General features: G+C 73.6%; 17 protein-coding genes. 10 read left to right on the forward strand and 7 right to left on the reverse strand.

Translation table 11 applies throughout. The features are described from left to right. A partial coding sequence (locus AB0J52_RS01590) for a GAF domain-containing protein (protein WP_500179600.1) occupies window positions 1-927 on the reverse strand: 927 nt, incomplete at its 3' end. Between the two features lie 250 nt (window positions 928-1177). On the opposite strand from AB0J52_RS01590, the gene AB0J52_RS01595 reads away from it, so the two are divergent. From AB0J52_RS01595 to AB0J52_RS01620, 6 genes are all read left to right on the forward strand, one after another. Further along, window positions 1178-2308 (forward strand): hypothetical protein, encoded by a 1131-nt coding sequence (locus tag AB0J52_RS01595; RefSeq protein WP_500179601.1) that lies wholly within the window; start codon window positions 1178-1180, stop codon window positions 2306-2308. 125 nt (window positions 2309-2433) lie between these two features. Continuing rightward, a complete protein-coding gene (locus AB0J52_RS01600; protein ID WP_500179602.1) occupies window positions 2434-3135 on the forward strand; it encodes an SDR family NAD(P)-dependent oxidoreductase in 702 nt (233 codons plus the stop codon). Continuing rightward, window positions 3132-4601 carry an MFS transporter gene (locus AB0J52_RS01605; RefSeq protein WP_500179603.1) on the forward strand — a complete coding sequence of 490 codons (1470 nt, stop codon included), beginning with the start codon at window positions 3132-3134 and terminating at the stop codon, window positions 4599-4601. Before AB0J52_RS01600 ends, AB0J52_RS01605 begins: the two co-directional genes overlap by 4 nt. Beyond that, complete coding sequence (locus tag AB0J52_RS01610) at window positions 4598-5644, forward strand: S-adenosylmethionine:tRNA ribosyltransferase-isomerase (RefSeq protein ID WP_500179604.1); 1047 nt, start codon at window positions 4598-4600, stop codon at window positions 5642-5644. The genes AB0J52_RS01605 and AB0J52_RS01610 overlap by 4 nt, the downstream gene beginning before the upstream one ends. Before the next feature lie 96 nt (window positions 5645-5740). After that, the gene (gene serB / locus AB0J52_RS01615) at window positions 5741-6946 is read left to right on the forward strand and encodes a phosphoserine phosphatase SerB (RefSeq protein WP_500179605.1); all 1206 of its coding nucleotides are present in this window, start codon (window positions 5741-5743) and stop codon (window positions 6944-6946) included. A gap of 197 nt (window positions 6947-7143) precedes the next feature. Beyond that, a complete protein-coding gene (locus tag AB0J52_RS01620) occupies window positions 7144-9489 on the forward strand; it encodes an FUSC family protein (protein WP_500179606.1) in 2346 nt (781 codons plus the stop codon). 218 nt (window positions 9490-9707) lie between these two features. On the opposite strand, the gene AB0J52_RS01625 is transcribed toward AB0J52_RS01620, so the two are convergent. The 4 genes from AB0J52_RS01625 to AB0J52_RS01640 form a co-directional block, all read right to left on the reverse strand. Then, a complete protein-coding gene (locus AB0J52_RS01625; protein ID WP_500179607.1) occupies window positions 9708-10178 on the reverse strand; it encodes a SixA phosphatase family protein in 471 nt (156 codons plus the stop codon). Window positions 10179-10518: 340 nt separating this feature from the next. Beyond that, entirely contained in the window at window positions 10519-13095 is a 2577-nt protein-coding gene (locus tag AB0J52_RS01630; RefSeq protein WP_500179608.1) for a sodium-translocating pyrophosphatase, read from the reverse strand. Between the two features lie 487 nt (window positions 13096-13582). Then, window positions 13583-14962: a sensor histidine kinase gene (locus AB0J52_RS01635; RefSeq protein ID WP_500179609.1), complete on the reverse strand. Its 1380-nt coding sequence runs from the start codon at window positions 14960-14962 to the stop codon at window positions 13583-13585. Continuing rightward, on the reverse strand, window positions 14959-15615 hold the full coding sequence (locus tag AB0J52_RS01640) for a response regulator transcription factor (protein WP_500179622.1): 657 nt from the start codon (window positions 15613-15615) through the stop codon (window positions 14959-14961). Before AB0J52_RS01640 ends, AB0J52_RS01635 begins: the two co-directional genes overlap by 4 nt. A gap of 162 nt (window positions 15616-15777) precedes the next feature. Between AB0J52_RS01640 and AB0J52_RS01645 the strand changes: the two genes are divergently transcribed. Genes AB0J52_RS01645 through AB0J52_RS01660 form a run of 4 tightly spaced genes read left to right on the forward strand, consistent with a single transcriptional unit; the run spans window position 15778 to window position 19494 of the window. Continuing rightward, the gene (locus AB0J52_RS01645) at window positions 15778-16308 is read left to right on the forward strand and encodes a hypothetical protein (protein ID WP_500179610.1); all 531 of its coding nucleotides are present in this window, start codon (window positions 15778-15780) and stop codon (window positions 16306-16308) included. Beyond that, complete coding sequence (locus AB0J52_RS01650; RefSeq protein ID WP_500179611.1) at window positions 16305-17399, forward strand: peptidoglycan-binding protein; 1095 nt, start codon at window positions 16305-16307, stop codon at window positions 17397-17399. Before AB0J52_RS01645 ends, AB0J52_RS01650 begins: the two co-directional genes overlap by 4 nt. After that, complete coding sequence (locus AB0J52_RS01655) at window positions 17396-18151, forward strand: ABC transporter ATP-binding protein (protein ID WP_500179612.1); 756 nt, start codon at window positions 17396-17398, stop codon at window positions 18149-18151. Before AB0J52_RS01650 ends, AB0J52_RS01655 begins: the two co-directional genes overlap by 4 nt. Next, complete coding sequence (locus tag AB0J52_RS01660; RefSeq protein ID WP_500179613.1) at window positions 18148-19494, forward strand: ABC transporter permease; 1347 nt, start codon at window positions 18148-18150, stop codon at window positions 19492-19494. Before AB0J52_RS01655 ends, AB0J52_RS01660 begins: the two co-directional genes overlap by 4 nt. A 121-nt stretch (window positions 19495-19615) precedes the next feature. On the opposite strand, the gene AB0J52_RS01665 is transcribed toward AB0J52_RS01660, so the two are convergent. Together AB0J52_RS01665 and AB0J52_RS01670 are read right to left on the reverse strand one after the other, a co-directional pair. Then, the gene (locus AB0J52_RS01665) at window positions 19616-20062 is read right to left on the reverse strand and encodes an ATP-binding protein (RefSeq protein ID WP_500179614.1); all 447 of its coding nucleotides are present in this window, start codon (window positions 20060-20062) and stop codon (window positions 19616-19618) included. A 16-nt stretch (window positions 20063-20078) separates the two neighbouring features. Continuing rightward, window positions 20079-20432 carry an STAS domain-containing protein gene (locus tag AB0J52_RS01670; RefSeq protein WP_026412268.1) on the reverse strand — a complete coding sequence of 118 codons (354 nt, stop codon included), beginning with the start codon at window positions 20430-20432 and terminating at the stop codon, window positions 20079-20081. Window positions 20433-20465 lie beyond the last annotated feature (33 nt).

A 20465-nucleotide genomic window follows, 5' to 3' on the forward strand; every position in this document is an offset into this window, starting at 1 on the left:
GGCCGCGAGCCGCTCCACCTGGTCGAGCTCCCGGACGGCGCGCGCCGGGTCGCGCTCGGCGAGGGCGGACGCGGCCCGGGCGGTGAGCCGCAGCGAGAACAGCCGCTGCGCGACCGCGTCGTGCAGCTCGCGCGCCAGCCGGTTCCGCTCGGCGACGACGGTCAGCTCGCGGTTCGCCTCGTACAGCCGCGCGTTGGTGATCGCGATCGCGGCGTGCGCGGCGAACAGGGTCAGCAGCTCCTGGTCGCGCTCGCTGAACCCGCGCCGTCCCACCAGGCCACCGCACGACCCCGCCTGCGCGGGCACGGCCGTGGGGTCGGTGACGGCGCGGACGTCGCCGGAGGCGTGTGAGGCGGGGGTGCGGCGGTTGGCCAGGAAGAGCAGGCCGAGCACCTGCTCGCCGTCCCGGATCGGGACGCCGAGGAAGTCCTTCAGCACCGGATGCGCCGCTGGCCAGCCCTCGAACTCGGGCTCGCGGCGGATGTCGTCGAGCCGCCTCGGCTCGCTGTCGCGGAGCATCGCGGCGAGCATGCCGTGCTGACGCGGCATGGGACCGATCCGCTCCCACTGGGCGGAGCTGACGCCCTCGACGACGAACTCGGCGAACGAGCCCTGGTCGTCCGGGACACCGAGGGCGGCGTAGCGGGCGTCCAGCAGCCGCGCGGCAGCCCGGACGATCACCTGGAGCACCTCGCGGACCGACAGGTGCCGGGTGACCGCGAGCACGGCCGAGCTGACCGCGTGCAGCGCGGCCTCCTCGTCGCTCTCGCGCGCGTACCCGCCCGCAGCTGCTTGCACGCCCGGCGCGTGGCTGCGCGCGTGCGCGCGCTCACGCCCGCGCGCGTGCCCGCCGTCGCCCGGGCGCGCGTGCCCGCCCCCGCACTCGCACTCGTGCGCGTTGTCGCAGCCCACGTCGGATGCGCTCATACCGGTTCGGCCCGGCCCCTCATCCTCGCCGGTGAACGCCGTTGCGCCCACCTGTGAAAACCGTACTCGCTGGACGCCCCACGGCGAATCAGCCCCTGGGCCGGGCTCCGCCGCTCGCACGTCCTCCCCGTGGACGAGCCCCGCAAACGCCCCCTCACCCATCGGCGGTATGGGACCACCTGAGTAGGATTCGGCGATTTCTCAAGATCCCACTACATCGGGGTTCCTTTTGAGCCGTTCCCTCCGGCGGGTGACCGCGTTCATCGCCGCCTCGGCGACCGTCCTGACGGTCGCCGCCGTGCAAGCGTCCACGACCCCGGCCACGGCCGCCGTCACCGCCGACACAGCCGCCGCCAGGAGCTCCTGGCGCGTCTCCTTCCGCGCCTCCACCGGATCCGCTTCCACCGCGACCGTCGCGACAGGCAAGTCCACTGCCTGGACGTTCACCACCGACAGCAGCGGTTCGAGGCCGCGCGCCTACCATCTGACCGGCGGAAAGTGGCGCGCGTCCGCGCTGCCCCGCACGATGGACGAGACGATCGACGTCACGTCCGCCTCCTCCGACCGGAACCTCTGGGTCGGGACGATGGAAGCGTTCACGACCTCCTCAAAGGCCGCGCCTTCCCGGAAGATCCCCCCGCGCGTCCTGCGCTGGGACGGCCGCAAGTGGACGATCATGAAGTCGTTCCCCGGCAGCATGCTGACGGGGATCGCCGCGCCGAGCGCGCGCGACGTCTGGGTCTTCACGGTGGGGCGGTCCGACGAGACCAAGGCCGCCATCTGGCACTTCGACGGCCGCGCCTGGAAGCGGACCGCCACCCGGGTCCAGGTGCACGACGTGGTCTTCCGGTCGTCCCGCGACATCTGGGCCGCGGGCTTCGACAACTCGGGCGACGGCAGCTCGGTCGTGGCGCACTTCGACGGCCGTGCCTGGAAGCGCGAACGCCTCCCCCGGAGCGCCGCCGACGCCTTCTTCTCCGGCATCACCGCCGACCGCGACCACATCTGGGTGGCCGGCCGCGACCTGCGCGGGAAGAGCTATGTCTTCTTCCGGGACCGGCGCGGCTGGCACCGCGAGCGGATCCCCGGGGCGGACGAACTCAGCGTGACCTCGCGGCCCGTCGTGACCGACCGGGGCGACTTCATGCTCATGGGCATGCCGCTCGGTGAGAGCACCCCGCCTCGCTACCGGGAGCGCAACGTGCTGTACCACCGCAACGCCGCAGGCAAATGGCATGTGGACCTCATCCCGGAAAAGCTGGGCGGACGCGAGTTCGACGCGTGGGAGAACGTGACGCCGTTGCGCGGGACGGGCACGCTCCTGCTCGGCGGAACCCTCGGCACCCGTCCGGCGGTCGTGGCGTACCGCCCGAACCACTGAGCACCCCGCTCTGAGCCGCTCGCGGCCCCTCCCGGCGGGGGCCGCGAGCCCTAGGTCCAAGGGCTGACGATCATTTGCCCGCGCGGCCGATGTGGCTGTCGGACGGGCGAAATAGCGTCGGCGGCATGACGAAGACCGCACTGATCACCGGAGCGTCCAAGGGCCTGGGCCGTGCCCTCGCCGCCGCACTCGCCCGCGACGGCTGGACGGTCGTCGTCGACGCCCGCTCGGCCGACGCGCTGGCCGAGGCCGCCGCAGCGATCGGCCCGAACGCCGTCCCCGTCCCCGGCGACGTCGCGGACCCGGCGCACCGGGCGGACCTGCTCCGGGCCGTGGAGGCGGCGGGCGGGATCGACCTGCTGGTCAACAACGCGAGCACGCTCGGCACGACGCCGCTGCCGCGCCTGGCCGACCAGCCGCTGGACGAGTTCGAGGCCGCGTTCCGCACCAACGTCGTCGCGCCGCTGGCGCTCGTCCAGGCGTTCCTGCCGGGGCTGCGCGAGCGGCGCGGAGCGATCCTCAACATCAGTTCGGACGCGGCGGTCAAGGGCTACCCGACCTGGGGCGGCTACGGCGCCACCAAGGCCGCGCTGGACCAGCTCTCGCACGTGCTGGCGGCCGAGGAGCCCGACGTGGCCGTCTGGTGGGTCGATCCCGGTGACATGCGCACCGACATGCTGCGCGCCTCTGGCGAGGACGCGGACTCCGCTCCCCCGCCCGAGCAGGCCGCCGCCGCGCTGCTCGGCCTGATCGCGTCGCGGGGGCCCAGCGGCCGCAAGCGCGTCGCCGACCTCGGCTCACCCATTCCGGAAGGAACCGCACAATGACCACTGTGCTGGAACCCGAAACCCCCTCCGAGCCCTCCGACGGCCCCCTGATCGACCACGCCTCCCTCGCTGACGACGTCCCCCGTACCGCGCCCGCCGCCGACCCCACGCCGGACGGCGTGGCCGCCGAGCCCGCGGGCGGGGTCTGGAGCGGGCGGATGCTGCTGCCCACGCTCGGCATCGTGCTGGTCGTGACGCTGCTGGCGTTCGAGTCGATGGCGGTCGGGACGGTCATGCCGGTCACGGCGCGCGACCTGGACGGCCTGTCGCTGTACGGCTGGGGGTTCAGCGCGACGCTGATCGCCAGCCTGCTGACCACCGTGCTCTCGGGCGGCTGGGTGGACCGTTCCGGTCCGGCCCGGCCGCTGCTGACGGGGCTCGCGCTGTTCGTGGCGGGCCTGGCGACGGCCGGGGCCGCCCCCACCATGTGGGTCTTCATCGGGTCCCGCACCCTGCAGGGCCTCGGCACCGGGATCGCGATGGTCGCGGTGTACGTGCTGATCGCCCGCGTCTACGCCGAGTACCTGCGGCCCCGTGTGTTCGCGGCGCTGTCGGCCGCGTGGGTGCTGCCGTCGCTGATCGGCCCGGCCATCGGCGGGCTGGTCGCGCAGCACGCGGGCTGGCGCTGGGTGTTCCTCGGGCTGATCCCGCTGGTCGTCCCGGCGGCGGCGCTGCTGGTGCCCGCGCTGCGCGACGTCGGGCCGGGCGAGGGGACGCCGCGGCGGACCCCGGCCGTCCGGTACCTCGCGGCGGTCACCGTCTCGGGCGGCGCGGGCGTGCTGCTGTACGGCCTCCAGCACCCCGGAGTCGTCATGGCCGTGGGCGTGGCGGCCGGACTGGCCGGCCTGGGTTTCGGGCTGCCGAAAATGCTGCCCACCGGGACGCTGCGGTTCGGCCGCGGGCTGCCCAGCGTGGTGCTGACGCGCGGCCTGCTGTCCGGCGCGTTCTTCGGCATGGACGTCTTCATCCCGCTGGCGCTGACCAGCCTGCACAAGTTCAGCCCCCCGCAGGCGGGCGTCGTGCTGACCCTCGGCGCGCTCGGCTGGTCGGCGGCCTCGCAGATCCAGGGCCGGTCCGAGCGCCCGCGCGCCTTCTTCGTCCGGCTCGGGGCGGTGCTGGTCACCGCCGGGATCGCGGGCGCGGCCGTCGCCGTGCAGGTCAGCGGATGGGCCGCCGCGCCCGCCTGGGCCCTCGGCGGCGCCGGCATGGGCTTCGCGATCAGCAGCCTCAGCGTGCTGACCCTGAACGACTCGCCGCAGGAGGAGCAGGGCGTCAACTCGGCCGCGCTGCAGATCGCCGACAACCTCGGCTCCTCGCTGTTCGTCGGCGCCGCGGGTGCGCTGGTCGCCGCCGTCGGCACCGACCACCTGGGCACCGGGCTCGCGGTCGCGGGCGTCCTGATGACCGCGCTCGCCACCCTCGGCGTCGTCGCCGCGCTCCGCCTCACTCCCCGGAGTTCGTCATGACCGAAACCCTGGACTTCACCCTCCCGGCCGACCTGGAGGCCCACGAGCCGCCCGAGGCGCGCGGCCGGTCCCGCGACGGCGTCCGGCTGCTGCTCGGACGGAGCACGACCGGTGAGGTCGGCCACCACGCGTTCCGCGACCTCCCCGACCTGCTCCGGCCCGGCGACCTGCTGGTGGTCAACACCTCCGCGACGCTGCCCGCCGCCGTCCGGCTGGACCGGCTCGCCGTCCACTTCTCCACCCCCGTCCCCGGAGCGGACGGCCCGGACGGCGGCGAGAACGGCCTCTCCGGGCGGGACTGGCTCGTCGAGCTGCGGCGGCGGTCCGGCAAGGGGAGCCTGCCGTACGGCGGCGGCTCCCCCAGCGAGTGGATCCCGATGCCGGACGGCGCGACGCTGACGCTCGTCCGGCGGCACACGGACCGGCTGTGGCACGCCCGGCTCAGCACCCCCGTCGTCCCCTACCTGCTGCGCAACGGCGCCCCGATCCGGTACGGCTACGTCCGGCGGGACTGGCCGTCCGCCGACTACCAGACCGCTTTCGCGTTCGACCGGGACGACGGCGGAGCGGAGATGCCGAGCGCGGCCCGCCCGTTCACGCCCGACCTGGTGACCCGGCTCGTCGCGCGCGGCGTCCTGCTCGCCCCGCTCACCCTGCACACCGGCGTCGCGTCCCCCGAGGCCCACGAACCGCCGTACGCCGAGCGGTACCGGGTGCCGGAGCCCACCTGGGAGCTGACCCGGCACGTCCGCGCGCACGGCGGACGGGTGATCGCCGTCGGGACCACGGCCGTCCGGGCCCTGGAGACGGTCGCGGCGGGCGGCCCGCTCAGCGGCTGGACCGAGCACGTCGTGACCCCCGAGGGCGGCATCCGGGCCGTGGACGGCCTGCTCACCGGCCTGCACGAGCCGAAATCGTCCCATCTGATGATGTTGACGGCGATCGCCGGACGCCCCCTCCTGTCGGCCCTCTATGCCGCCGCCTTGGACGAGCGCTACCTTTGGCACGAATTCGGGGACCTCAATCTCATCGTGCCTGACTGACGCGTGAACGCCCGGCAGCACGGGCTGAACGCTCGGCGTCCGCATGGTGGACGTCACAGACGGGCGCCCTGAGCGGCCGGTACCGTGGTGAGCAGCATGGACGGGACAGCACAGCGCACGCTCCTCATCACGCTCACCGGCCGCGACCGACCCGGGGTGACGTCGCGGCTCTTCAGCACCCTCGCCGAGTTCCCGGTGACGGTCGCCGACGTCGAGCAGGTCGTGATCCGCGGCCGGCTCGTCCTCGGCGTCCTGGTCGCCTACGAGGACGGGGCCGACATCGGGCGGGTCTGGACGGCCGCCCAGCGCGTCGCCGCGGACCTCGACATGGAGGTCGAGCTGTCCACCGGGCGCGACCGGGCCGTGCCGCGCCGCCGCGGCCGCCTGCACGTCACTGTGCTCGGCTCCCCGCTGCTGCCCGCCGCGATGGCCGGGATCGCCGGGCAGATCGCCGCGAACGGCGCCAACATCGACCGCATCGAGCGGCTCGCGGGCGACCCGGTCACCTGCATCGAGATGGACGTGTCCGGCGCGGACGCCGCCGCCCTGCGCGGCGCGCTCGCCCGCGAGGCCGCCGAACGGCAGGTGGACGTGGCCGTCCAGCCGGGCGGGCTGCACCGCCGGGCCAAGCGGCTGATCGTCATGGACGTCGACTCCACCCTCATCCAGGGCGAGGTGATCGAACTGCTCGCCGAGGAGGCGGGCTGCCTGGACGAGGTCGCCAAGGTCACCGAGGCCGCGATGCGCGGCGAGCTCGACTTCGAGGGGTCGCTGCGGGAGCGGGTCGCGCTGCTCGCCGGGCTGGACGCCGCGGCGCTCGACATCGTCCGCAAGAAGATCAAACTGGCCGCCGGGGCCCGCACGATGGTCCGCACGCTGAAGCGCCTGGACTACAAGTTCGCGATCGTCTCCGGCGGGTTCACGCAGGTCACCGACGCGCTGGTGCACGATCTCGGGATCGACTACTCGGCCGCCAACACCCTGGAGGTCCAGGACGGCCGGCTGACCGGACGCGTCGTCGGCCCGGTCATCGACCGGGCGGGCAAGGCCGCCGCGCTGAGGCGGTTCGCCCGCCAGGCCGGGATCCCGGTGAGCCAGACGGTCGCGATCGGCGACGGCGCGAACGACCTCGACATGCTCCAGGCCGCCGGGCTCGGCATCGCCTACAACGCCAAGCCGGTCGTCCGGGAGGCCGCCGACACCGCGGTCAACGTCCCCTACCTGGACACGATCCTGTTCCTGCTCGGCATCTCCCGCGAGGACGTCGAGGCGGCCGACGCCGCCGACCCCTCCGTCGCCTGACCCGCCCCGTCCACGACCGGCCCGCACGCTCCCACGGAACTCGCGGACGGCGGGCGGAACGGGCCGGTTCGCGGCGCTTGTCCCGTCCGAACGCCCGGAACCGGGACAGAGGTGACGCGACCGACACCACCCCTTGGTGATCACCCTGGTTCCGGCGGGGTATACCTCCCTCGGTCTTTCATGAGGTCGGGGGGGCGATGCCACGGGTGCTGCAGCGCGTCCGGAAGACGTACGCCTCGATCGGCTCGTTCGGCAGCGAGGCGACGCCCTTCTACGGGCTCTCCGCGGCGCTCGCGATCACCGCGCCGCTGATCATCGGTGCGCTGACCGGCCGCGCCGCCGCGGGCGCCATGATCGCGCTCGGCGCGTTCCTGGTGGCGCAGCGCGCGCCGGAGGGGCCGTACGGCGCGCAGGCCCGCAACCTCGGCACCGCCGTCGCGCTGGTGGCGGTCGGGTCCGGCGTCGGCGGGCTGCTCAGCGGGCACGCCTGGCTGTCGGTCCTCGCCGTCCCGCCGGTGGTGGCGGTCGGCTCGGCGGTGAACTGGATCGGCTCGACCGCCGGGCTCGCCGTGCTGCTGGCGGCCGTCCGGCCGAGCGGCGGCGACATCGTGTACATCGGCTTCCTGGAGCTCATCGGCGGCGTGCTGTTCTGTGTGATCGTGCTCGCGCCCTGGCCCGCGCGGCGGCTGCGCCCGCTGCGGGACGCCCTGGCGGACGCGGCCGACGCCGTCGCGGGCGTCCTCGACGCGGTCGCCCAGGAGATCGGCTCCCCGGACGCCGCGCCCTTGGAGGCCGTCCAGATCACCAACCCGGACCTCGCCGCCGTCGTGCACGCGGTCGACTGGGAGGAGCAGCGCCGCGCCGCCGCCGAGGCGCTGACCGAGGCGCGCTCCACCTACGCCATGTACCGGACGGGCCACGGCCGGAACGAGCCGACGCGGCCGGAGCGGCTGATCGAGGCGCTCTCCCGGCTCCTGCACGAGACCGTCGCGCTGCGCGCCCTCATCGAGGCCGAGCGCGGCCAGCCGCCGCACCGCAACCGCGAGTGGGAGCTGGAGGCGCACGTCGCGATCGCCGCGCTCGCCGCCCGGCTGCGGCTGCTGTCGGAGGCCGTCCGGACCGCCGGCGAGTCCCCGCTGGGCGCGCCGCTCGGCGACCTGGACTCGGCCGCGATCCGGCGGCTGGCCCGGCAGAGCGACCGGATCCGCCGGGCCGGGATGGTCGGCGAGGAGAACCTGGTCGCGGTCGCGCTGATCGACCAGATCGACCGGGCCATCGACCGGATCGCGGGCGGGGTGGACTCGGCGCGGCGGCTGGTCAAGGCCGGGCTGCGGCTCGGGTTCGGGCCGCCGCAGCTCCCGACGCCGCACCCGGTGTCGGCCTGGGACCGGCTGGTCCGGGCCGTCCGCACCCGGTCCCCGGCGTTCCGGCAGGCCACGCGGGTCTACGTGACGGCCCTGGTGGCGATGTCGCTGACCGCCGCGCTGCACGTGGAGCACGGGCAGTGGATGGTGATCACCGCGATGCTCAGCCTGCGCGGCACCTACGGCGAGACCATCGACCGGGTCATCGAGCGGGTCATCGGCACCGGGCTCGGCTCGGTCGTCGCGGCGCTGCTGCTCACCCTCGCCCCCGACCAGATCACCACGGCCGTGATCGTCTTCGTGTTCGCGCTGGTCGCGTTCACGCTGCGGCACATCATCATCACCTACTGGTTCCTGTTCGGCACGCCGCTCGGCCTGATGCTGCTCGACTTCTCCACGCCGTCGAACTGGGTCGCCGCGGGGGAGCGGATCGGCCTCACCGTGGCGGGCGGGATCCTGACCGTCCTCGCCGTCCGGCTGCTGTGGCCCGCGGGCTACCTGGAGCGGCTGCCGCGCCAGCTGCGCGCCCTGCTGAGCGCGCAGGCCGACCTGGTGCGGTCGACCGCCGAGGTGGTCGTCCGGGAGCGCGAGCGGCTGCCGCACGACAAGATCGTGACCGCCGAGGAGTGCGCCGAGGACGTCGCGGACACGCGCACCCGGCTCGGCCACGAGCGGGTCCCGGACGAGCGGCGCATCCGCGAGCTGCGCGCCGCGATCGCCGCCGCGCACCGGATCCGCGACCACCTCATCGCGGTCGGCCGGATGACCCGCGAGCAGGAGACCGACGCCGGGCCCGTGCCCGAGATCCTGGACCGGATCGCCGACCTGCTGGAGGAGTCGGCGGCGGTCATGGCCGACCCGGCGCCCGATCCCGCCGCGTCCGAGGGGCCGTCCACCGAGGAGCGGCTCGACGAGGAGTTCCGGGCCCTGGACGAGCACCTGGCCGCGATCGCCCGCCGCCGCCGTGAGGAGGTCAAGGCGGGCGTCGGGGAGTTCGACTTCACCCCGCTGCGCACCACGCTGCTGCAGATCTCCGGCACCCGCTACGCGCTGCGCTCCCTGCGCCGGGACACCGACATCCTGATCGACAACGCCCTCAAGTCCACCCGGCCAGCCGAGGCGCAGGCCACCCCCTCGGCCGAGCAGAAGCCGAACGAACGCCTCCAGGAGACCGGCTGAGCAAGCGCCAGTGCCCGACGGGCAGCGGGTCCTCGCTGCGCGACGGACCTAGGGCCTCTCTCGACCCCCCTCAGCCACGCGCGCGAACGCGTGACCTGCTCGGTGGAGTGAAGCCGAAGGCGAGCGCAACCGGGCAGATCGCGAAGCGATGCCGCGTTCGCCCAGGCGCGGTCACGAAGCGAGCCGCCAGGCGAGCGAAGTGGGCCGGGACTTTGAAATCAAGCCCTGGGGTCCCGGTAGGCGGTGAGGTCGCCGGAGCCGAGGCGGACGGCGCTCCAGGCGTCCGGCAGGTCGATGACGGCGAGCGAGCACGTGGGGAAACCGGGGGGCGCCCCGTCCGGGGCCAGGTCGTGGACGAGCTGGTGCACCGACGGGTTGTGCCCGACCAGCAGCAGCACGCCCACCTCGTCGCCGGTCTCCCGGACGAGTTCCAGCAGCTCCTCGGCGTCGTTGGCGTAGATCAGAGGCTCGTACCGGACGTCCGCGTCCAGGCGCAGCTCGTCGAGGGTCTGCCGGGTGCGGACGGCGGGCGAGCAGAGCACCAGGCCGGGCGTGCGGCCCTGCGAGCGCAGCCAGTCCCCGGCGGCGGAGGCGTCGCGGCGGCCGCGCCCGGTGAGCTCCCGGTCGGCGTCGTCCTTCCCGAAGCCGTCCTCGGCCTTGGCGTGCCGCAGCACGATCAATGTCGGCATGCACCGAACCCTACGGCGAGACCAGGTAGGCGATCAGGAAGAGCACGCCGATGATCGCCAGCATCCCGACGAGGACGAGGGCGAACCCCTTCGGGCCGGACAGGGTGGACTTCTCGCCGCTCAAGGCCGCGCCTCCCGCGTTTCGATGTGGTGTCGTACAAGCGTACGGGCGCACTTCGATGCCCCGTATCCAGGTCCACCCGAGGCCCCGTCCCAGGAGCGCCGCCGGGCCGCGACGCCACGCGCCCCCGTCCGGACGGGCCGGACGGGGGCGCGGAGCGGGCTCTCGGCCGATCACGCCGGACGCCATCGCGGGCGGCGCGGAGCGGCCCTCAGCGGATCACTCCTTCGCGGTGGGGTCCGCGGCGCGCGGAGCGCCGTTGGACTCCGACTGGGCGGGGATCTCGCCGCCCGCCGTGACCGTCGACCCGCCGGCGGGCTCCGCCACCACGGGCGTCTCCACCGCCCGCGTCTCCCCACCGGACGCCTCGCCGCCGGACGCCTCACCACGGGGCGTCTCGACGGCGGGCGTCTCCGCGGCGGGCGGGACGGCCGCCCCGGCCCCGGCGTCGGCCCCGGCGTCGGTCCGGGTGGGCGGCTCGGACGAGCCCATCCCGCCCATCGGGTCGGCGCGCCGCTTGGAGACCACGATCGCGGCGACCACCACGGCGACCGCGACGAGGGAGACCAGCACGCGCAGCCAGGTGTTCCCGGCGTAGCGCACGACGGCGTCCGCGACCAGCAGCGCGACCAGGTTCATCACCTTGATCAGCGGGTTGATCGCGGGGCCGGCGGTGTCCTTGAACGGGTCGCCGACGGTGTCGCCGATGACCGTGGCGGCGTGCGCGTCGGAGCCCTTCCCGCCGAGCCTGCCCTCCTCGACCAGCTTCTTGGCGTTGTCCCAGGCCCCGCCGGAGTTGGAGAGGAACACCGCCATCAGCACCCCGGCCGCGATCGCGCCGCCCAGGTACGCGCCGAGGGGGGCGTAGCCGAGCGCGAACCCGACCGCGATCGGCGTCATGATCGCCAGCAGGCCGGGGGTGGCGAGCTCGCGCTGCGCGTCCTGGGTGCAGATCGACACGACCCGGTCGTAGTCGGGCTCCTCGGTGCCGTCCATGATCCCCGGACGGGTGCGGAACTGGTTGCGGACCTCCACCACGACCCGTCCGGCCGCCCGGCCGACCGCCATGATCGCCAGACCGGCGAACAGGAACACCACGGCCGCGCCGATCACCAGGCCGATCAGCACGTTCGGGTTGTCGATGGACAGCGAGAACACCTTGAAGTTCCCGAGCGCGTCGCGCGCCGAGGGCGAGGCGTGGCCGAGCGCGTTCACCACGGTCGTCCGGAACGAGCCGAACAGCGCGGTCGCGGCGAGCACGGCCGTCGCGATCGCGATGCCCTTGGTGATCGCCTTGGTGGTGTTGCCGACCGCGTCCAGCCGCTCCAGCACGGCGGCGGCCTCGCCCTGGACGTCGCCGGACATCTCGGCGATGCCCTGCGCGTTGTCGGAGACCGGCCCGAAGGTGTCCATGGAGACGATCACGCCGACCGTCGTCAGCAGGCCGGTGCCGGCCATCGCCACGGCGAACAGCGCGACCGTGGTGTTGCCGAAGCCGAGCAGGAACGCGCCGTAGACGGCGCCGGCGATCACCAGGGCGGTGTAGACGGCCGACTCCAGGCCGAGCGAGATGCCGGACAGGATCACGGTCGCCGGGCCGGTGCGGGCGCTGCCGGTGACCTCCTTGACCGGCTTGCGGTTGGTCTCGGTGAAGTACCCCGTGAGCAGCTGGATCGCGCTGGCCAGCACGATCCCGATGAGGACGGCGCCGAGCGCCACCCAGCGCGGGTCGGCGTCCAGCCCCCGGATGCCCTGGTCGGTCACGCCGTGCAGGTCGGCGAAGGAGGACGGCAGGTAGGTGAAGGCCGCGACGGCGACCAGCACGGCCGAGAAGATCGCGGAGATGAAGAAGCCGCGGTTGATCGCCGACATCCCGGACCGGTCGGACGCGCGCGGCGCGACGGCGAAGATGCCGACCACCGCGGTGATCACGCCGATCATCGGGACGAGCAGCGGGAACACCAGGCCCTCGTTGCCGAACGCGTTGGTGCCGAGGATGAGCGCGGCGACCAGCATGACCGCGTACGACTCGAACAGGTCGGCGGCCATCCCGGCGCAGTCGCCGACGTTGTCGCCCACGTTGTCGGCGATCGTCGCCGCGTTGCGCGGGTCGTCCTCGGGGATGCCCTGCTCGACCTTGCCGACCAGGTCGGCGCCGACGTCGGCGGCCTTGGTGAAGATGCCGCCGCCGACCCGCATGAACATGGCGAGCAGCGCGGCGCCGAATCCGAAGCCCTCCAGCACCTTCGGGGCCTCGCCCTTGTAGGCGAGGACGACCACGGCCGCGCCGAACAGGCCGAGCCCGACGGTGAACATGCCCGCCACGCCGCCGGTGCGGAACGCGATGCGCATGGCCTTGCGCTCGCCACCCTCGGCATCGCGGGCGGCGGCGGCGACGCGCACGTTGCCGCGCACCGCCAGCCACATGCCGGTGAAGCCGGTGACCGCCGAGAACAGCGCCCCGACGACGAAGAAGACCGATCGGCCGATCCGCTCGCCCGTGCTGTCGGCGGGCAGCAGGAGCAGGAGGAACGGGATGACGACGACGAAGATGGCGACCGTGCGGAACTGGCGTTTCAGGTAGGCGAGCGCGCCCACCTGGACGGCCCGCGCGATGGACTGCATCTTGGCGGTGCCCTGGCCCGCGGCCAGCACCTCCCGTACCAGTCCTGCGGCGACGGCCAGTGCCAGCAGCGCGACCACGGCGACGACGACCACCAAAGTGAGGTCACCGCCGCCGAGACTGACGTCCGCGGCTTTCGCAACGGCCGGGCTTGACAGGGAAAGCCCAGACATCCGTCCTCCTCGACAGGGGCGTGGCGATCCGGATCGTCCGAACGGACGATCTTTACCGCGTACCCCGCGCGCGGCCGGTTCAATGTCTCCGAGGAGGGACGGGCCCCCTGCACCCCTCGGCGGCAACGCCGAATCAGTCACTGCGCACGGCTACGCGGGTTCCGGGAGTCTACGCAGGTGGTGGCGCATTTGAGAAGACCGTCCGGGATCGTCCGGCGGTGCGGCGGATAAGCAATACCCAGGTCGTTCGGTATTTGCACGCGTCCGCCCTGATCCGTCCGTACCGGCAGGTCAGGCCAGGTAAGGGCTCTCTTACCTCAGCGTTATAATTGTGCCACGCCATCCCCACGGACCCCACGCTTCCCCGTTGTAGGCATCCGTAATTGATAATTGATCGTTGACCGATATTCGTGCGGCACGAAGATCGTCAAGAGAACGATCTCATAACCGTTCCCCCCGCGCGCACCAGGGGCCTCTCAGATCACATTCATCCCGAATTCGGCAATCGCACGGTGACCCGCAGACCACCCCCCGGATTCGGGGACGCGGTCGCCGTTCCGCCGTGCGCGCCCGCCACCGCGCGGACGATCGACAGCCCCAGCCCGCTGCCCCGGTCCGACCGCACCCGCTCCGCGCCGAGCCGCCGGAACGGTTCGAAGATCGTCTCGGTCTCGTAGGCCGGGACGACCGGCCCGGTGTTGGTCACCGTCAGCTCCGTCCAGCCGTCGTGCACCCCGGTCAGCACCCGGCACGTCCCGCCGCGCCGGTTGTGCCGGACGGCGTTCTCCACCAGGTTCTGCACGAGCCGCTCCAGCAGCACCGGGTCCCCCGCCGTCGGCGCCGGGTCCAGCTCGCCGCGCACCGTGACGTCCCGCTCGGCCGCCTCGCCGTGCTCCGCCGCCGCGAGATCCACCACGTGCCGGGCGACGTCGGCGAGGTCCAGCGGGGTCCGCTCGGTCACCTCGTTCTCGCCGCCCGCGAGGGTGAGCAGCCCGTCGATCAGCCGCTCGTGCCGCTCGTTCACCACCAGCAGCGACTCGCCCAGCCGCCGCACGTCCTCCGACGCGCCGCGCCGCCGCACCGCCACGTCCACCAGCGTCCGGTTGATCGCCAGCGGCGTGCGCAGCTCGTGCGAGGCGTTGGCGACGAACCGGCGCTGCCCGTCGAACGACCGGGACAGCCGGCCGAGCATCGTGTCGAAGGTGTCGGCCAGCTCGCGCACCTCGTCGCGCGGCCCGGCGTACCGGATCCGCTCGGTCAGGTCGTGGCCGCTCGCGACCCGCCGCGCGGTCTCGGTGATCCGCTGGACGGGCCGCAGCGCGCGGTCGGCCATCAGCCAGCCGAGCCCGAGCGCCGCCAGCGCCACCAGGCCGAGCGCGATCGCCCCCTGCGTCAGGACGGAGTCGAGCGTCGCCTTCTGGAAGTCGTCGGCCGCCCCGCCGACCCGCTGGCGCTGGATGAGGTAGGCCGCCTTGGTCTCCGGACCGGTGCGCAGCGCGGTGAGGCCCGCCTTGGGGACCTGGGTCGGCTTCGTCCCCCGCGTCCCCTGCATGAGCAGCAGCGGATCCGTCGTCCGGACCGCGGGCGACTGCAGCAGCCGCAGCGCGTCCGGCGTCCCACCCGGCATCGGCACGGCCCCGCGCGGCGTCCGCGCGACCTCGCCCGGCAGCGGCACGGCCCCGCCCGGTATCGACGCGGTCCCTCCCAGCGCCTTCGTGGAGGTGAAGATCTGGTCCTCCAACTGCCCGCGCGGCCCCTGCAGGTTGTTCTGCACGAGCAGATAGGTCAGCGTGAGCAGCACCAGCCCGGCCACGACGAACATGCCGCCGTACAGCAGAGTCAGCCGCGCGCGGATCGTCGGTCTCATGGAATCCGGTACCCCACTCCCGGGACGGTCTCGATGACGGGCGGGTCCCCGAGCCTGCGCCGCAGCTTCATCAGGGTCACCCGGACGGTGTTGGTGAACGGGTCGGTGTGCTCGTCCCACACCTTCTCCAGCAGGCGCTCGGCGGACACGACCGTGCCGTCCGCGCGGAGCAGCTCCGCGAGCACCGCGAACTCCTTGCGGGCCAGGTGGACGTACCGGCCGTCCCGGAACACCTCCCGGTGGGACGGGTCGAGCCGGATCCCCGCGCGTTCGAACGTCGGCGGATCCGCCGGGCGGACGCGGCGGCCGAGCGCGCGCACGCGCGCGAGCAGTTCCTCGAAGGCGAACGGCTTGGCCAGGTAGTCGTCGGCGCCGAGGCCCAGCCCCTCCACCCGGGCGGACACCGACGACGCGGCCGTCAGCATCAGCACCCGCACCTGCGACCGCGAGCCCGCGACGGCCCGGCACACCTCGTCGCCGTGCACGACCGGCAGGTCCCGGTCGAGCAGCAGCACGTCGTAGTCGTGCCCGCCGAGCCGGTCCAGCGCGGCCTCGCCGTCGTACACCACGTCCACCGCGATCGCCTCGGCGCGCAGCCCCTCCGCGATCGAGTCGGCGAGCATCCGCTCGTCCTCGGCCACCAGCACCCGCACAGCCCCGCCCTCCTCGCGCGGCGCGCCGCCGCTCCCCGGACGAGCGTGTTGGATCATGTGTAATGTCCGCGTAACGCGAAGCGGTTACGGCCGGGTTACCGGCCGCCCGCTGGACTTCTCGTCGACCGCCGGGAGCACCCCGGCACGGACGAGGAGACCACCATGAGGAACCCGCGGATCGCCGGCCTGCTGCTGGCGCCCGTCCTGGCCTTCGGCCTCGCGGCCTGCGGAGGCGGCGGCTCGGGCGACAAGCTCGCCGCCGAGTCGACCAAGAAGGCCGACCAGGCGACCAGGATGCGCGACTTCGCCAAGTGCATGCGCGAGCACGGCGTCGACATGAAGGACCCGGACGGCGACGGACGGGTCATGGTCCAGCAGACGGCCGGCGCGAACGGCGGCGCGAACGGCGAAGAGCAGATGAAGGCCGCGCAGAAGGCCTGCAGGCACCTCATGCCAGACGGCGGAAAGCCGCGCAAGGCCAGCCCGCAGGACCAGGAGAAGCTGCGCAAGCTGGCCCGGTGCATGCGCGAGCACGGAGTCAACATGGAGGACCCCGGCCCGGACGGCGGCATCCGGATGAAGATGAGCGCGCCTCCCGGACAGGCCAAGAGCACCTTCAACCCCCAGGACGACCCGAAGCTCAAGGCCGCGCAGGAGGCGTGCAAGCAGTTCCAGCCCGGAGGGTTCAAGTGAGGCGTTCCCGCGCGGTCGTCCTCGGCGTCCTCGCCCTCGCGGCCGTGGGGGGCGCGGGCCTCGCCACGGCCGGCCTCGGCGGCGGGAGCGGCTCCGGGACGTCCACCGGACCGCACGTCGCCGCGACCGCCGCCGTCGAGCGGACGACGCTGACCGAGACGCAGAAGGTCGACGGCAGCCTCGGCTACGGCGACACCACCACCCTGTCGGCGGCGGCGAACGGTTCGCCCGGCGGCTCGTCGCGGGGCGGCGGGGGCTCGTCCGGCGGGACGATCACCTGGCTGCCGTCCCTGGGCAAGAAGATCGGACGCGGCGAGCCCGCCTACCGTGTGGACAACCGCCCGGTGCCGCTGCTCTACGGCAAGATCCCGCTCTACCGCACGCTCAAGCCGGGCCTGTCGGGCACGGACGTCCTCCAGCTCGAACGGAACCTCGCCGCGCTCGGCTACGACGGGTTCGAAGTGGACAAGGAGTACACCTCGGCCACCGCCGACGCCGTCAAGCGCTGGCAGGACGACATGGGCATGGACGAGACCGGAGAGGTCGCCCCCGGCACCGCCGTCGTCGCTCGGGACGAGATCCGCGTCGCCGACCGCCGCGCGCAGGTCGGCGACCGCGCCTCCGGGCCGGTCCTCACCTACACCGGCACCACCCGGGTCGTCACCGTCGCGCTCGACGTCAAGTACCAGAAGCTCGCCAAGACCGGCGCGTCCGTCTCCATCGACCTCCCCGACGGCGGCTCGACCAAGGGCACGATCAGCGAGGTCGGCAAGGTCGCCACGCAGGGCAGGTCCGACCAGCCGACCACGGTCAAGGTCACCGTCGAGGTCGGGCGGCAGCGCGCCCTCGGCTCCTACGACAAGGCTCCGGTGGACGTCTACCTCACCGCGTCGAAGCACGCGTCCGTGCTGGCCGTCCCGGTCGGCGCGCTCGTCGCCCTGCCGGGCGGCGGCTACGGCGTGCAGGTGGTCTCCGGAACGTCCACGGCCGTCCGGACGGTCAAGGTCGACACCGGCGTGTTCGCCCAGGGCCAGGTCGAGATCACCGGCTCGGGCGTCGCCGAGGGCACCAAGGTGGTGGTGCCCACATGAGCCACCCCGAGGAGACCCTCACCACGACCACCCGGCCCGAGCACCCGGGGCTCGCGCACGACGCGTCGGGCTTCGCGGTCGTCGAGCTGCGCGAGGTCACCAAGTCCTATCCCGGCGGCGTGACCGCGCTGGACGCCGTGTCGCTCACGATCGCGCCGGGCGAGTTCGTCGCCGTGGTCGGGCCGTCCGGGTCGGGCAAGTCCACGATGCTGAACCTGCTCGGCACGCTCGACCTCCCGGGTTCGGGGACGGTCCTGTTCGAGGGCCTGGACGTGTCGCGGCTGTCCGACCGGCGGCTGTCGGCGCTGCGCGCCCGGCGCATCGGGTTCGTGTTCCAGCAGTTCCACCTCGCGGCGGGCGTCCCGGCGGTGGACAACGTCGCCGACGGCCTGCTGTACGCGGGCGTCCCGATGGCCCGCCGCCGCGCGCGGGCCCGCGAGGCGCTGGAACGCGTCGGCCTCGGCCACCGGCTCGGGCACCGTCCGCACCAGCTCTCCGGCGGCGAGAAGCAGCGCGTCGCGATCGCCCGCGCCGTCGTCGGCGAACCGGGACTGCTGCTCGCCGACGAACCCACGGGCGCCCTCGACTCCGCGTCCGGGACGGTCGTGCTGAACCTGCTCCGCGAACTGTCCGGCGGCGGCACGACCGTCGTCCTCATCACCCACGACCGCGACATCGCCGCCCAGATCCCCCGCCGCGTCACCATGCGGGACGGACGCGTCGTCCACGACACCGCGGAGCCCCCCGCATGACCGCCCCCGAAGCGCCGGGTCGGCGCCCGGCACGCCTCTCCCTCCCCTTCCGCCGCCGCACCGGCGGCGCCCGCCCGTCCGAGGAGACCCGCGATCCGACCCCAGAGGGCACCCCGCGCCCCGAGCGCGGAAGGCGGCCGGCGCGCGGGCACCGGGTGGACCGGGCGGGACGGCTCGGCGCGCGGGACGTGCTGCGGGTCGGCGCGGCCGGGCTGCGGACCCGGCCGCTGCGGGTCGTGCTGTCCGCGCTGGGCATCGCGATCGGGATCGCCGCCATGATCGGTGTCGTCGGGATCTCCACGTCCAGCCGGGCGCAGCTCCAGGCCACCCTGGACCGCCTCGGCACCAACCTGCTGACCGTCGCGCCCGGCCAGGACTTCCTCGGCGGAAACGCCCAGCTCCCGTTCGCCGCCCCCGGCATGATCGCGCGGATGCCGGAGGTGACGTCCGCCTCCGCGACCGGCAAGGTCACCGACGCGCACGTCTACCGCAACGACCACATCGACGCGGAGGAGACCGGCGGGATCTCCGTCCTCGCGGCCGATCTGAAGCTCCCCGGCACGGTCGGCCTCGGCATGCGCTCGGGCGCCTGGCTGAACGCCGCGACCGGCCGCTACCCGGCGGTCGTGCTCGGGTCCGCCGCCGCCGACCGGCTCGGCGTGACCGGCCCCGGCGTCCAGGTGTGGCTGGGCGGCCGGTGGTTCACCGTCGTCGGCGTCCTCACGCCGAACGCGCTCGCGCCCGAACTGGACTCCTCCGCACTGGTCGGCTGGGACGCCGCGGTGTCCCGGCTCGGGTTCGACGGGCACGCCACGACCGTCTACACCCGGGCCGCCAAGGGCGCCGTCGAACGCGTCCGGGACCTGCTCGCCGCGACCGCCAACCCCGAGTCGCCGAACGAGATCCAGGTCTCCCGCCCCTCGGACGCGCTGGCCGCCGAGCACGCCGCGAACCAAACCTTCACGGCGCTGCTGCTCGGCCTCGGCGGCGTCGCGCTGCTCGTGGGAGGCGTCGGCGTGGCGAACACGATGGTGATCTCCGTCCTGGAGCGCCGCGCCGAGATCGGGCTGCGCCGCGCCCTCGGGGCGACGCGGGGCCAGATCAGGCTGCAGTTCCTCACCGAGTCGCAGCTGCTGGCCGCGCTCGGCGGGATCGGCGGGGTGGCGCTCGGCGCGCTGGTCACCTTCGGCTTCGCGGTCGCGCAGCACTGGCCCACGGTCGTCCCGCCCTGGGCGATGGCGGGCGGCCTCGCCGCCACCCTCCTCATCGGGGCCATCGCGGGCCTCTACCCGGCCCTGCGGGCCGCCCGCCTCCCCCCGACGGAGGCCCTGACCAGCCCCTAGTCCACTCGTCCCAAGCCGTAGGCGTATCGAGGGGAGCACGGCAGAAGGCCCCGTCCCATTCGTGGGACGGGGCCTTGCGTCATGTGCTGACAGCCGATCCGCTCCGGGGGGAGGCCGCGGGTCAGCTCGCCGGAACCGCGGGCCGGTCGGCCGGCCAGCTCATCCGGATCTGGACGCCCTTGGGGGAGTTGGAGATCTCCACGTCATCGGCCAGCCCGGCGATGACGGCGAGCCCCAGGTCGGCGTCCCCCGCCAAGGCCAGCTCCAGGGAGTCGTCCGGGCGCGGCGCCGAGGGCGGTCCACCCTCCGCCTCGTCCGCCGGAACCGAGTCGCTGACGATCACCTGGAAGCGGTGGTCGGCATCGCTCAGTTCGAGTCGCACCGGTTCATCGGGACAGTGCGAACGGTGTGCCTCCACCGCCCGCGAGCACGCCTCCCCGACCGCAAGCCGGACCTCGTCCATGATCGCCTCGTCGACGCCGCTGCGCCGGGCCACGGCGGTCACGATCAGACGGGCCGTCCGGACGTGGACGGGGAGCGCGCTGAAAGAGAGTTCGACGGTCGCCATCTCTCTGTCAGGCCGCCTACTTGGCGCCCTTGCGCTTCTCCTCGGCCTCGGCGATCGTCTTGTGGATCCCGAAGACCTTGGTGAGCCCGGTGATACGGAAGATCTTCAGGATCCGCTCCTGGGTGCAGACCAGCTCGAGCGAGCCGTCGTGCGCACGCACCCGCTTCAGGCCGCCGACCAGGACCCCGAGACCGGTCGAGTCGAGGAACTCGACCTTCTCCATGTCCACCAGCAGGTGGAACTTGCCCTTGTTCACCAGGTCGATCAGCTTCTCGCGAAGCTTGGGGGCCGTGTAGACGTCGATCTCGCCTTCCACGGTGATGACGGTCAGGCCGTCATCGGTGGTGTAGTCGTTCACCTTCAGGTCCACAGGTCCTCCAGCGCCGTGCAGCAAAAACTTGCA

This window comes from Spirillospora sp. NPDC049652, from assembly GCF_040675125.1.
GTDB lineage: Bacteria > Actinomycetota > Actinomycetes > Streptosporangiales > Streptosporangiaceae > Spirillospora.